The sequence below is a fragment of the Pseudoalteromonas sp. SWYJZ12 genome (assembly GCF_015864395.1).
Taxonomy (GTDB): domain Bacteria; phylum Pseudomonadota; class Gammaproteobacteria; order Enterobacterales; family Alteromonadaceae; genus Pseudoalteromonas; species Pseudoalteromonas arctica.
Genome location: NZ_JADYXH010000022.1, coordinates 26927 through 40946, shown reverse-complemented (window position 1 = coordinate 40946; position 14020 = coordinate 26927). Strand labels below are relative to the sequence as shown.

At 37.5% G+C, this 14020-nt stretch carries 12 protein-coding genes and 1 riboswitch; of the genes, 7 read left to right on the top strand and 5 right to left on the bottom strand.

Annotated elements, in window-relative coordinates; genetic code table 11:
- The first annotated feature begins 59 nt into the window (after positions 1 to 59).
- The 4 genes from I6F42_RS17485 (at position 60) to I6F42_RS17470 (ending at position 4228) form a co-directional block, all read left to right on the top strand.
- Entirely contained in the window at positions 60 to 716 is a 657-nt protein-coding gene (locus I6F42_RS17485; RefSeq protein ID WP_007579804.1) for a cytochrome b/b6 domain-containing protein, read from the top strand.
- A gap of 88 nt (positions 717 to 804) precedes the next feature.
- A riboswitch (cyclic di-GMP riboswitch) is annotated at positions 805 to 893 on the top strand.
- A 96-nt stretch (positions 894 to 989) separates the two neighbouring features.
- A complete protein-coding gene (locus I6F42_RS17480) occupies positions 990 to 1553 on the top strand; it encodes a chitin-binding protein (RefSeq protein WP_197152922.1) in 564 nt (187 codons plus the stop codon).
- 142 nt (positions 1554 to 1695) lie between these two features.
- On the top strand, positions 1696 to 3771 hold the full coding sequence (locus tag I6F42_RS17475) for a S9 family peptidase (RefSeq protein ID WP_197152920.1): 2076 nt from the start codon (positions 1696 to 1698) through the stop codon (positions 3769 to 3771).
- Between the two features lie 58 nt (positions 3772 to 3829).
- Complete coding sequence (locus tag I6F42_RS17470; protein WP_197152918.1) at positions 3830 to 4228, top strand: hypothetical protein; 399 nt, start codon at positions 3830 to 3832, stop codon at positions 4226 to 4228.
- 22 nt (positions 4229 to 4250) lie between these two features.
- Here the strand turns inward: I6F42_RS17470 and I6F42_RS17465 are convergent, their stop codons facing one another.
- Positions 4251 to 5003, bottom strand: a complete 753-nt coding sequence (locus I6F42_RS17465; RefSeq protein WP_007579810.1) for a LytTR family DNA-binding domain-containing protein — start codon at positions 5001 to 5003, stop codon at positions 4251 to 4253.
- A 238-nt stretch (positions 5004 to 5241) separates the two neighbouring features.
- On the opposite strand from I6F42_RS17465, the gene I6F42_RS17460 reads away from it, so the two are divergent.
- Complete coding sequence (locus tag I6F42_RS17460) at positions 5242 to 8181, top strand: TonB-dependent receptor domain-containing protein (RefSeq protein WP_010554852.1); 2940 nt, start codon at positions 5242 to 5244, stop codon at positions 8179 to 8181.
- 191 nt (positions 8182 to 8372) lie between these two features.
- On the opposite strand, the gene I6F42_RS17455 is transcribed toward I6F42_RS17460, so the two are convergent.
- Positions 8373 to 8846: a Dps family protein gene (locus I6F42_RS17455; RefSeq protein ID WP_004334993.1), complete on the bottom strand. Its 474-nt coding sequence runs from the start codon at positions 8844 to 8846 to the stop codon at positions 8373 to 8375.
- A gap of 336 nt (positions 8847 to 9182) precedes the next feature.
- Between I6F42_RS17455 and I6F42_RS17450 the strand changes: the two genes are divergently transcribed.
- Positions 9183 to 9392 (top strand): hypothetical protein, encoded by a 210-nt coding sequence (locus I6F42_RS17450; RefSeq protein ID WP_010554853.1) that lies wholly within the window; start codon positions 9183 to 9185, stop codon positions 9390 to 9392.
- On the opposite strand, the gene I6F42_RS17445 is transcribed toward I6F42_RS17450, so the two are convergent.
- Together I6F42_RS17445 and I6F42_RS17440 are read right to left on the bottom strand one after the other, a co-directional pair.
- Positions 9389 to 9994: an alpha/beta fold hydrolase gene (locus tag I6F42_RS17445; protein ID WP_010554854.1), complete on the bottom strand. Its 606-nt coding sequence runs from the start codon at positions 9992 to 9994 to the stop codon at positions 9389 to 9391. The two genes, I6F42_RS17450 and I6F42_RS17445, sit on opposite strands and share 4 nt — an antisense overlap.
- Before the next feature lie 183 nt (positions 9995 to 10177).
- Complete coding sequence (locus I6F42_RS17440) at positions 10178 to 10714, bottom strand: YaeQ family protein (RefSeq protein ID WP_024593828.1); 537 nt, start codon at positions 10712 to 10714, stop codon at positions 10178 to 10180.
- A gap of 91 nt (positions 10715 to 10805) precedes the next feature.
- Here I6F42_RS17440 and ylqF point away from each other — a divergent pair, with 91 nt between their 5' ends.
- A complete protein-coding gene (gene ylqF / locus I6F42_RS17435) occupies positions 10806 to 11750 on the top strand; it encodes a ribosome biogenesis GTPase YlqF (RefSeq protein WP_010554855.1) in 945 nt (314 codons plus the stop codon).
- Positions 11751 to 12851: 1101 nt separating this feature from the next.
- Here ylqF and I6F42_RS17430 read toward each other — a convergent pair.
- On the bottom strand, positions 12852 to 13964 hold the full coding sequence (locus I6F42_RS17430; protein WP_010554856.1) for a DUF547 domain-containing protein: 1113 nt from the start codon (positions 13962 to 13964) through the stop codon (positions 12852 to 12854).
- Positions 13965 to 14020 lie beyond the last annotated feature (56 nt).

The window sequence follows — 14020 nt, the reverse complement described above, 5'->3', positions numbered from 1 at the left end:
ATTATGATGTTAAAGTAGTTAACGAATTAGATAATACTGTTTTTTTAAGGATAGGCGCAATGACGACGTTAAAAGTGTGGGATGGGTTTATTAGATGCTTTCATTGGTTTTTGGTTGTAAGTATTGCGGTGCTTTATTTTAGTATTGAAGAGGGCATGATTGAGCTTCATTTTGTTGCTGGGTTCTTTACTTTAGCACTCATCGTAACGCGTTTAATATGGGGCATTATCGGAAGTAAAACTGCGAGATTAAGTGGGTTGCTGCACTCTCCTCGTGCTATTTTAAAGGCACTAAAGACACCAAGCGACTCGCTAGGTCATTCAGCACCTGGCAGTTGTATGGTAATGGTATTTTTTATAATTATAATTACGCAGCTTATTACCGGGTTAATGAGTAGTGATGGCATTTTAACTGACGGCCCGCTTGCTCAATATGTGTCTAGCGATACGATTGATTTTGCAAATTGGCTACATGAGCTGAATTTTGACATTTTACTTTATGCTATTGGTTTACATGTATTAGCTATTATTGTTTATAGAATAAAAGGTAAGCCGCTAGTTAAGGCGATGATCACAGGCTCAAAAGAGTTAAAAGCGGATGACTCTGAGGCTAAAGTAACAAAAGCGTCTTGGCCTGCGTGGCTAATATTTATATCTTTATTGGTGTTGCTGATATTTACGTGGGCAAAAGAACCTTTAACTTATTTATTTAGTTAAAAACACATTAAACCAATCTTAAAGGGTTGGTTTTTATTTTTGGTTACATTCTTTTGTTTGATTGTTATGCGGGGCCGAATTATAATCGCCGCATTGCTGGCAAACTAATCGAAAGATTAGGGCGCAAAGTTTCCGGTCTAAGGCTTTTTATAAAGCTATGGTAGCGGGACTACTGCATAACGTGTTGTTATGTATCACTTGCCCTCAGTGTATTTTTTGTGTATCCATAGTGTATGGATAAGATTTTGTAACTCTTAAGGTGTTGCCGTGTTTATGCATACGTCGTTGGCCTGTGGAAAGTGGTCAACAATAGGTTGCTTAAATCATCATACCCAATTGTTTATTGGCGATGTGGTGAGTGTAACCTTTTATGACATGCAAGGAGAGCTAGCTAGTTTATCATTTGATTACAAAATCACCTCGCTTGAACAAGGTGAACCTCACGCATGGCCACGTTTAGTTGCCGAGCATATTAACGTGCATGTACCCCTTGTTAGCGCAGGTAAAATGACCGAACAAGGTTTAATTGTAGCCTATAGAAACAATGAAATTTTTGCTTTGCAAAGCAGTGGTATATGTAAAGCGCATGTCGATTTTCATTGTATTGCAAAATGCGATGAGCGTGTTGTTAATAACCTTGATACTTATGATTACGTGTACCCTGAAAATTGTGAAAACTATAATGCGGGTACAAAGGTATTGCAGCCAAAAACAGGGCATGTTTATCAATGTAGGCCTTGGCCATTTAATGAGTTTTGCCGCGCGAGTGACGATAAAAAGTTTATGTTCGAGCCCGGTATTGGACAAAGTTGGGCTATGGCTTGGCAGCAAATATAAGGCTGTTAGTGAATTATCTTCCCAAAGGTATAGCGGTTTTAGTAATGAAGCGTTTACCGTTTTAGCCCATCCAACTATTGGATGGGCTTTTTTATTTTTATGATAAACTGTAAATCACGTTATTTTTTTAATTGGTTTTGTTGTGTCTCGTCCTGACTATTCTTTAAGTTTATTACCTAATTTCCCGATTGCTAAACAGCAAGCCCATACATTAAGTACTCATAATAAAATACGCACTGATAATTACTATTGGATGCGTGATGACGATCGTCAGGATGAGCAAGTACTTGCTCATTTACATGCTGAAAATGCGTATTGCGATGAACAGTTAGCTGCAATGAAGCCACTCCAAAATACACTTTTTGAAGAGTTAAAAGCACGCATTGTAAAAGACGATAACTCGGTACCCGTTAAAGACGGGAAATACTGGTATCACTCAGAAGTTCGTGGTGATGATGAGTACTCTCGCCATTATAGAAGCACGAGCATAAGGGCTGATAATAAAGAGCTTTTACTCGATGTGAATATATTAGCTGAGGGATTTGAGTTTTTTGAGCTAGGAGAAGTCGCACTAAGCCCATGCGAGCAGCTTATGGCTTACTCTGAAGATACTGAAGGTCGTCGTATTTATAATGTTCGCTTTAAAAGCTTAACGACCGGTGAAATGCTACCTGATGTACTTGAAAATACAGAAGGGCAGATTGTTTGGGCTAACGACAATAAAACTGTTTTTTATGTAAAAAAAGATTTAAAAACGCTACTAGGATACCAAGTATTTAGGCATGAGCTTGGCAGCGAGCAAAGCCAAGATGTAATGGTTTACGAAGAGCAAGACAGCAGCTTTTTTATGGGGCTTGGTAAAAGCCGCGACGAAGGCTTAATTATTATTGATTTAGCATCGACAGAGACCAACGATACATGGGTGCTTGATGCTAATAAGCCCACTGACGAATTTAAAGCATTAATGCCGCGTGAAGATGGCCACGAGTTTGACGTAGATAAGCTAGGTGACACATTTTATATTGTGACTAACTGGCAAGCTAAAAACTTTAGATTAATGACGGCAACAAACGAAACGATTGCTGATAAAACACAATGGTTTGAGCATACAGCTCACAGAGAAAATGTACTGCTTGAAGGTGTAGAGTTATTTAATGACTTTTTAGTATTGAGTGAACGCGAGCAAGGGCAAGCTCGATTTGTAGTTGTTAATAGGCTAGGGGATCGTATGGCACTTGAGTTTGCCGATCCTTGTTATTATGCTGCAATAGCAATGAACCCAGAGCCAGACACACGCACTGCGCGTATTTATTACTCAAGTTTAACAACACCAGGCTCTTTATATGATGTTGATTTAGCAACTGGCGAAAAAACACTACTTAAACAGCAAAAAGTACTCGGTAGTTTTAATGCCGATGACTATCAGTCGGAGCGATTAATGGTAACTGCTCGCGACGGAGTTAAAGTACCTGTATCTGTTGTTTATCGAAAAGACAGCTTTAAAAAAGATGGCACAAATCCGTTATTTCAATACGGCTATGGCGCCTATGGTTATACGATTGATCCTAGTTTTTCTAGTTCGTCATTGAGCTTACTCGATCGTGGCTTTGTTTATGTTATTGCGCATGTTCGAGGCTCTGAAATGCTAGGTCGCGAATGGTATGAGCAAGGTAAAAAAGAGCATAAACAAAATAGCTTTAGTGACTTTATTGATGTGACAAAAGCGCTTGTTGATCAAGGTTATTGTGATAGCAATAAGGTGTTTGCCTCAGGCGGCAGTGCCGGTGGCTTATTAATGGGAGCGGTTGTAAACCAGGCACCAGAGTTATATTGCGGTGTTGGCTGTCATGTACCATTTTTAGACGTATTAACCACAATGCTTGATGAGAGTATTCCGCTCACAACAAATGAATACGATGAATGGGGTAATCCAAATGAGCCTCAATTTTATGATGTGATAGAAGCTTACTCACCTTATGACAATATTAGCGCACAAAACTACCCGAACATACTCGTTACTACCGGTCTTCATGACTCACAAGTACAGTATTGGGAGCCTATGAAGTGGGTTGCAAAAATGCGTGAACTTAAAACAGACAGTAATATTTTAGTCTTTAAAACCGATATGGATGCAGGCCATGGCGGTGCATCAGGTCGTTTTAAAAGCTTAGAAGAAAAAGCCCTCGAAATGGCCTTTTTTATTGCGCTGTTAAATTAACTGCAAAATCGGAAAATTGTATTACTCTATATAGAAGTTGATATATATAAGGTAATTTATGTTTGGAGCACATGGCGAATTTCAGATTTGTTCACAGCCTCCTCATATGTATTTAAAATTGAAGGGGAGCTTTAACAATGAAGGTATAACATCATTAACTAATGGTGTTATTCAAGAATTGAGCACTCACCCTGAAAATACGATTAAGTTTGTGATTGTTAACTTAAAAGAGTTTGAACTGTTAACTTTAGATAGTCTTGATTCGTTAGAGGCCTATTTTGCGGGTGTAAAAGAACGTGGCTATCAACGAGTTGACTATATAAACATTAATATCATAGCTAAAAACATGTTTGAAAAAGTATGGAAAAATAGCGATGTAGAAGTTAATTTTTATAAAGATACTGAAAGCTATTTATTAATGCATCCAAGTGATAGTTATATAAAACAGAACTGGTAATTAATATGAGTATTATAAACCGCTACTGAAGAGGGCTTATAATACTCTCTAAACACCCTTTATAGCGCCTTGAAAGGTTTAAGCACATATCGTTTTTAAGTCTAACTTTATAATCGCCACTGTCAGTAGGCATCAGTTCGCAGATAGCTTGTTTTCTTACCAGCGTTGAGCGATGAATACGAATAAACCCTTCTGGCTCTAGCTGCTGTTCAATATTTTTCATGGTTTCGCGGTGTAATACCGGTGTACTACCTTGGGTAAAATGCAGCTCTACATAATTGCCCGCACCATTAATCCAAATAATATCTTTTATATCAATTAGCCTTACCTTACCTACATCTTTAACTACGATATGTGATGATGGTTTTTCGGTTTGTGTGCTTTGTTGATATTGACGTTCGGCCGCGCTTGCAATCGGGCAAAGGTGAATTAGTTTATCAAAGCATTTATCAATACGTGGTGCAGTTGAATCTACTATTAAAAAATCAACAGCGCCAACTTCAAAAGCAAAACTCGCAAAATGACCCGACTGGGCAATAATGACTAACTTAAGTTTTTTAGCTAGCTCTGTTAAATGCACTATTTGCATAGGGTCAGCCAGATTAGTTAGTTCGTAAAACAGTACGTTGTATTGATCTGTATCTATCTGATCTAATCTGTTTGCCTGAATAAAAGATTGAGATTCAAAGTGTCGGTGCTCTTGCACGCGCTTTGTTAAAAATGTTGCAAACTTAGTGTTACTAACAAAAGTTAATGCATGAAAAGAAGCGACCATTATTTTATATCTCTTGCTGTATATAATAATAAAGACCGTGCTTAGCGGAAAAACTGTTATGAAAAGTACAATATATTTATAAAATAATTGTGACGTACTAATTCGTCCCATAAAACTAGCTATTCATACCAAAGATTACGCCTAATAAATAACGTACGTAGAGTGTTTAAATAAATCCCCTTACTGTAATCCGCGAAGTAACTATTTAGTTACAAAAATAACAATTCAGGGGAATTATATGACATTAACTAACAAAGGTAGCGCACGATTATTTAAAAAATCGTCGTTAACAGTTGCGCTAAGCAGCGCGATACTTGCAAGCATTTCATTTCAAGGTGTGGCTGCAGAAGATGACGAAATTACTAAAATAGAACGTGTACAAGTTACAGGCTCTCGTATCAGCAAAGCGAAGCTTTCTCAACCAGCACCTATTGTAACAATTACAGCTGAAGATATTGCAAAAGGTGGCACCCCTGATCTAGGTAGTATTTTAGCTGAATTACCTTCGATAGGCGCAACAGATACATTAGTTGGTAATAACAATAGCAATGCTGCCGCTGGTGTTAGTTCTGCTGATTTAAGGCGTTTAGGAGCAGCAAGAACACTTGTTCTAGTTAATGGTAAGCGTCATGTAGCAGGGGCACCCGGCTCATCACAAGTTGATTTAAATACGATACCTTCCGCACTGATAGAGAGAATTGAAATTATCACAGGTGGAGCATCTGCTATTTATGGCTCTGATGCGGTATCTGGGGTAGTTAATGTCATTTTGAAAGATAACTTTGATGGTTTACAGTTTAATGCTTCAGTTGGTAATTCAACTGAGGGGGTGGGTACTGAAAACCATAGCTTTAGTGTTGTAGCTGGGACAGATATTGCTGGTGGTAAAGGTAATATAACCTTTTTCGCAGGCCAAGATAGAGTGCGCCAGGTTTTAGCCAATGATTTACGCCAAACAAATGCTTATGGCACAGTAGATAACCCATTAAATACTGGTGAAAATGATGGTATTCCAGATCGTTTAACAGTGCCTAATGTGCTTTCTGAAAGAATAAGTGAAAATGGTGTAATTAATCCATTTGGCGATAGTGGAAGTATCTATACTTTTAATAATGGTGGTAGAGCTGAGTTAATGCCAGCACGGGAAGCAAGCGGTAGCTTTGCTTTTGGTAATTTCCCTGATGGTTGTGAATTTTGTGCTAATACACAAGATTATGAAAATGTATTACCAGAGCTTGAAAAGTTAACACTTGGTTCTACATTAAATTATAACCTTACAGATAATCATACATTTTATAGTGACTTTAAATTTGTGCGCACTGAAGTTGAGCAGCAATTTCAACCATCTTTTGAATTCGGTGGTATTTTCATTGATGTTGAAGATAATCCATATTTAGATAGCAACCTTCGCCAACAGCTGCTTAGTGAAGGTACTACTAGCGTTGAAATGTCTAAATTTTTTGGTGAGCTAGGAAACCGAAGCGCAGATAATAAACGTGAGTTATTTCGAGTTGTAACTGGGCTTAAAGGGATCTTTACTTTAAGTGAAACTGACGTTGATTATGATTTTTATTATGTTTACGGCCAAACAGATAATCGCCGAAAAACACTTAATGACTTAATCCCAGATAATTTGGTTGCTGCACTTGATGCCGTGATTGATCCTGCCACAGGCGAAGCTGCATGTCGAAGTCAGGTACCTAGCTTACAAGGAGAAGGTTATATTGATCCTGCTAGTGTAAATGGTGACGCTTGTACTCCATACAATGCATTTGGCTTTGATCAAGCCTCAGCAGCTGCTAAAGATTATGTATCAGCAGATGTTACTCGTACAGATACAATTACCCAAGAACTTATTGGCGGCAGCATAACGTTTGATACAGGTGAGTTTTTTGAGCTTCAGGGCGGCGCAATTGGTTTGGCTACCGGTTTCGAATACAGAGAAGAGACTTCTGAAAGCATTACTGATGAATTCACAAAAGCTGGATTTTTATCAAACGCGGCTACACCTGATGCATACGGTGAATTTGATGTAACGGAGGCATTTGTTGAAATCAATTTACCTCTATTAACTGATGTAGCATTTGCAAAAGAGTTAACTATTGATGCAGCATACAGAACAGCTGATTACTCTCACGCTGGTACAGCTGACGCATGGAAAGTTGGTTTACTATATCGTCCAGTAGATGATGTTCGTATACGTGGTACATATGGACAAGCCGTTCGTGCACCAAATATTACCGAAGCTTTCGATCCAATATCGCCTGGTTTTGATAATATTGCAGATCCTTGTGATGCAGATCGTATAGATAACAACCCAAATAGAACAGCTAACTGTGCGGCATTAAATATAGGTGCGGGCTTTCAAGCTAACGATAATGTAAGTATTGATGTTCTTAGTGGTGGTAACCCTGAACTAGAATCAGAAACATCAACATCACTAACCGCTGGTGTTGTGTGGACTCCGAGCTTTTTTGAAAACTTTTCATTAACTGTTGATTACTATGATATTGAAATAGAAGATGCTATTTCTTTTATTTCTGCACAGAGTGTTATAGATAATTGTGTTGATGCTGCTGGTGGTCCAGATGCAGCGTTCTGTTCGCAAGTTGATCGTGACTCAGCTAGCAACGATATAACTTTAGTACGTTCAGGTTATTTAAATGCAGCCTCAATAACAACAAGAGGTATTGAAGCTGATTTTGATTACGATATGAACTTAACTGATTACTCATTAGAAGGTGATTTGAAGTTCAACTTATTTGTGAATCATCTTCTTGAGCTTGATGTGTTCGAATTTCAAAGTCGACCAGATACAGTAAATGTTGAAGACGGTGAAGTTGGTGATCCAGAATGGCAGGCACGTTTCTCTGCTGTGTATAACTATAACGATTTAACGCTTAATTGGACTACTCGCTATACCGACCGTTCTGCGCGCTTTGATTTATCACCAGACGGTGATATTGAAGAGGATTTAAAACCTGGCTATGTCGGTTCTATTATAACTCACGATATTTCAGCAAGTTATAATGTATTTGATAATACACGTGTAGATTTTGGCCTTCGTAATGTGACAGACAAGCTACCGCCTGCATATATCTCTGCTAGTGGTGGTGATGAAGCTATTTATGATGCTGTCGGTCGACGCTTTTTTGCTAATTTAAGTGTGAATTTCTAATCCAAACTATTTTTAGAATAAAATCATCGATGATTACAGGCTTATTACCCGCTTAAACCAAAAACAACGCCACTGGTAACAGGGGCGTTGTTTAGTATTGGGAGTAGACTAATATAGTAACCGAATCGCTAAGTTACTTAACGATTTATCCCTATTTGTGGCCCTCTTCATTGAGGGCTTTTTTTGCTAGTTTAGTCTAAGTAAGCCTTTAGCATCCAAACCAATTTTTCTTGCTCTGAGATGTAATCGCTCATTAGTGAGGCTGTACCTTCATCGTCTGCATCACCAGCTTGGCTTAAAATATCACGCTGCATGTGAATTAATGTGCTGTAACCAGCAAGTAGGTTTTCTACGGCTGTAACGCCATCACTAATACCTTTAGCTTCTTTGATTTTACTTACTTCAAGGTAATCAGAAAATGCATGTAGAGGTGCGCCATCTAACGTTAAAATACGTTCTGCAACTTCATCTACTTTTAGAAGTAGTAAGTTATAAATTTCTTCAAACTTAACGTGTAGTTCAAAAAAGTTACGGCCTTTAATATTCCAGTGAAAGCCACGCGCGTTCATGTATTGAATCTGGTAGCTACTCAATAATGTATTGAGTGACTTTATGATGTCTTCGCTTTTTGCGCTGTTTAGACCAATTGCGTTTACATGTGACATAACTTGCTCCTTGAATAACCGTTGATTTGTGAACTTGTGATAAGTATTACTAATTTCGATAAATTAGTAAAATCGTTTAAATGTATCTAGTTAATAGTTTTAACCTATTAGCTGTTTTTGATACCTATATTCACTTTAGACTATTAATAGAAGTGGGTCTGATTAATAAAAATACTACCCCTCAAAAGTAAATAAACCTCAAAAGTATATAAATCATGATCTAAAACAAACTTTATTCAAGGTAATAACTTAGCTATTTTTTTTATTGATGCAGGTCAAAAATCATCCACCCTAACGGCGCATAATAATGTTGTCGAAATAATTAGGAGAGATAACATGCATGCAAAAACAGCGAAACAAAATAAAGCAGAGTTAATAGTGGTAGGAATTGCAGTCATCGCATTTGTACTTGGGTTAGTAGCGCACTTAGCGAGTGCAAGCTTTGCGAACTCAGATTTTTTTGGCTACATTGCGGCGCCGATTCCGCTTATATTGGCAGTGGTATTTTTAATTAGTTATAAAATAGCAGCCAATGCTGAGGATTAATCTTTCTCGTTTAAGCACTTTAAAATGTAATCGAGTACTTGGCGCGAGTAAATCATACTGGTATGGCTTAAATGAAACACTTTATGTTCGGCCATACCTTTAAGTTTGGTTTCATCTAGTAATACAGTGCCATCTGACTGGCTACCTTTGACTATTAAGGGCATAAGCCCAATAGGTAAATCGCCCGCAATACTGTAAAGCTTAGCTTTAAAAGGCCAATTACCATTTTTAGTGAGTAAAAATTCAACACTATTTTTTAAAAATGATTCAAACCCTTTTTGCTTCATTTTTTGCGCTATATGGCTGCCTTTATGTGGAGTACCCAGTGTAATTACCTTCGTAACATTCTGGCTAGCAGGGGAGTTTGCCTCTAGGTAAGCACGTGCAATAAGCCCTCCCATTGAGTGGCATACAAGCGCTGCAGGTTCGTTAGAAATACACTCATCAATTTGTGCAAATATGGTATCGCGGTGAGGGTCGAGCGTATTATAGGTAATGTTTAATACCGTCATCCCCGATTCTTCAAGTCGTGAACAAAGTGGGCGCATAACAAAGCCAGACATATACAAGCCATGTAAAACAATAACGTGTTTAACTTTCATATGCTCCCTAATACCAATTTTATTAAAAACATGATCATTCTAGCGTATTAAATAATCCGCTACCTGCGTTAAAAATTATTTATATAGAACAACTATATGTCATAATTTTTGCCTTGTTATCGACTTATTTATTTGTCGCTATAATAGATAACTAATTTAATGCAATTGGTATAACTACCGTAATTACATTAATTGCAGCGGTTTTATTTCAATATTGGTTGTATCGGTATTTACCCATACTTCACCATCTTGAATGGTAATGGCGAGCTTAATTCCACGATCAACCAAAGCAGCAAGTGCTTGTGTTGCTGCATAATCAAGGCTAAAAATACTTAGATTTTTAAATTCATACAATTTAGGTTGGTGTTTTTGCCACCAAATTGCTTGATTGTTTTCACCGTAAGTATATAGCACCACTTTTTTAGATTTATTACAGGCTTTTTTAAGACGTTTTTCATCTGGTAAGCCAAGCTCAACCCATAGTTCTATTTCTTCACTATAGCTTACATGCCAAAGTTCAGGCTCATCATCAGCGCTTAATCCTTTAGTAAATTCTAAACCATCACAGCTATTTAGCGCAAAAGCGAGTAAGCGAATCATCAACCGCTGATCGGTTTCTGATGGGTGTTGAGCCAAGGTTAAATTAAAATCTTGATAAACGTGGCGGTCCATATCGCTAAGCGATAACTGCACTTTCATAATGGTGGATTTAAGAGCCATAACAACTAATCTGAAAAAATTTGCGTCAGTATAGCGCAATTAAATGAATTGCCAGTTAAAATAGCGGTTAATTATACGTTAGGAGTTAAAAATGGCTATCCAGTGGTTCCCTGGGCACATGAATAAAGCCCGCAATGAAATTAAAGAAATAATGCCACAAATGGATGTGATCATTGAAGTGCTTGATGCGCGCATTCCTTATAGTAGCGAAAATCCGATGGTGGCAACCTTGCGTGAAGGTAAGCCGGTCATCAAAATTATGAACAAAGCTGATTTAGCTGACCCTAAAATGACTCAAATCTGGAAAGATTATTTTGAGCAAGAAAACGGTGTTAAAGCTATTTCTTTTGGACATGATAAAGCGGCTGAAGTACATCGCATTAACGAACTTTGTAAAAAACTGGTGCCGCATAAAGTGGGTGCCGATAAGCAAATTAAAGCCATGATAATGGGTATTCCTAACGTAGGTAAATCTACGTTAATTAATGTATTAGCTGGGCGTATAGTTGCAAAAACAGGTAATGAACCTGCAGTAACTAAAGCGCAGCAACGCATTAAGCTTGAGGATGGCATTATGCTTTACGATACGCCGGGTATGCTTTGGCCAAAAGTAGAGAACGAAAACTCAGGTTATCGTTTAGGTGCTACAGGTGCTATTCGTGATACAGCGCTTGAGTATGAAGAAGTAGCTAGCTATACCGCTGAATACTTATTGCGTGCGTACCCAGAGCTTTTAAAAGCACGTTATAAAATTGCCGAACTTCCTGAAAGTGATTGGGAGTTTGTTGAAATGGCGGGTAAAAAGCGTGGTTGTATTCGTGGTGGTAATCAAATCGACACGTATAAAATGTCTGAAATACTAATTAACGAATTACGTGATGGTATTATTGGTCGCATTACAATGGAAACTCCGCAAATGCGTGAGGAAGAAGAAGTAATGGTTGCTGGTTTACGTGCCGCTGCAGAAGCTAAAAAACAAGCTAAAGAAGAAGAGAAACTTCAACGCCGAGCACGAGCGCGTAAAAACCGTCGTTAATAATTAACCTGAACCTAGGGCGTGTTGATCTTTCGTGGTTGAATTTGCAGCAGTATGTTTGGTATTTGGGCAAGGCAGAGCCTATGTAGTGTGGTTATTCCCCATAAATAGGCGATAACGCAGCATAAAGGCAAGACATGCGCTGCCCTTTGGGTTCTTTCTAGGGACGATTGACTCTTTGTTGCTCGGTTTTTACTTAGCCCACTAGGTTACAAACCTCGCGCCGCGATTAAATCGCCCCTAGATTGAACAAATTTCAATCCACAAAGGTCAACACGCCCTAGAATAATAAATCTATCTCGAGCAGCTATTTTCAGCGCTAACTGTGTTGAATTTACTTGCAATAGACCAGCTATTGACGCGTAAATTCGCCTTGTTTTCACTGAAAATCTCTGGCTAGAGAAAATAAATTTAAATATCACCATGACTCAATACGTTAGTAAATCTCTTAACCAGAGTTCAGGTTATTTAGCGTTATAAGTAACTTAAATTTGTTAAATTGCAGACATAAAAAAAGCCCGTAAGGGCTTTTTTAGTTTCATATCTACCGTCACCGATATGAGCAATGTAGCAAGTAAAATAGGGCGGTTACTTATTATCAACATCAAGGGGCGTTGCGGTCCATAATAAGTAACCATAGCTGTTAACGTGCGCTACACGTTGTTTCAGGGTCAGAAACAATTAATCAATTCATTCCGTCACAAGCCAGTATGTCTTCCGTCTTGTTGATATTGATTATCAGTTAGATCTAACTGTCTGTCAACACCTAAATGCAAATAATTCCTATTATCTCTTTGTTTGTTTTGTAAGCTAATGTTAAGTATGAAAAAGAATAATAATCTAAGCTGTTTGACTAACCAGTAGAGCTTTAATTCGATATATCTAATAGTGATTTTTATTTATTAGAGCTAATCGATTAATGCAGGAGAGAGGTTTTCGTTTGTATTTTAAGCTTAGGGCCCTAGGGCTGTGTCTTTGGAAAAGTTTAGCGAGCTTTAATGTGAATGCTCTATAAGGTTTGGACATAAAAAAACCCCAGTAATTGGTATGTCCAACTATTGGGGTTACTTCATTTACTGCGCATTTTTAATTGGGATTATACTATTGGTTATTAGCGTAGTAGGCGTTTTCACCACTTACATTTGTTTTTAACAAATCATTTTTTCTTTGTAACTCTCTAAGAATAACGATTCGCTTAGCTGGAATATTAAGATTGTTTAAGCGAGGAAAGCTATGCTGAGGGATCAGTAATGCTTTATCCCAATTACTAATAATAATATCGTAAGAGTCTCGGTGCTTAGGACCTGTTACATCAGTAATGTCATAATTATCGATGGTAAAAAGAGCTGTTTTTTTATTTTTTAACTTATTTAGTAAATCGTTATCTGCATACAAACTCAGGTGAGCAAGTAAATCATTATTAAAGTCATTAAAATATGCTTTTTTATCTTTATACATGGTCGATACATTAAGAAGGTTACTGCTGTAATTAGTGCCTCTATTTGAATTAATAAATTCTTGAGCGTTATCAATTAATGAAGGCATTAAGTTATTCGCGGTGTATGCCTGAGTTCTAATATTTGGTGAACCGATATAGCCTTTATATAAGCCATACATTACAAGAGGGTTATTTTTATTTAATGGCATTAATATTTTGTATTCAATGTCATCTAAACTAAGTTCTTGCCCGTTATATGTGAATAGCTTTTTGTAAAAGAAGCTGCTTTTATCAGCCACGTCATAAGATAAACTATTAGTGTCTTTTGGGTAGCGCTGAGCTAATTCATTTATTACTGCTACATTATGTAGATTCAGCCAAAATGCAGTTTGTTCTTCATTACTTAATTTACTAAGTTGGTTATTTGCTAAATAACTAAGAAGATTACTTTGTATAGCGGCAATTGATTTTGTTAATTCTGGATCATCAATAAATTGCTCATAATAAAAGCGGTTTGCTTCTGCATCAGTCGCTCGGTTACTTCCGAGGTTAGGACCTTGCTCATTTTCATCATAGGAAATGTACGATCTATCTGAACGAGCCAATTCAAGAACAGAGGCTTCTAAAACAGTATTGTATTGAGAGTAGTCAACTGCAAAATTAGCAGTCACTTGATTCTTACTGTTTAAAGAATTTGTTGTATTGCTACTTTCAGCAAAGCACGGGGCTGACAGTAACGTACTCAGTATTACAGATTTAGCTATTAATTTGATCATATTATTTCCCTCGATGATTATATCCAATATCGCTCACGGTTGTTTGTTTTGTGAAC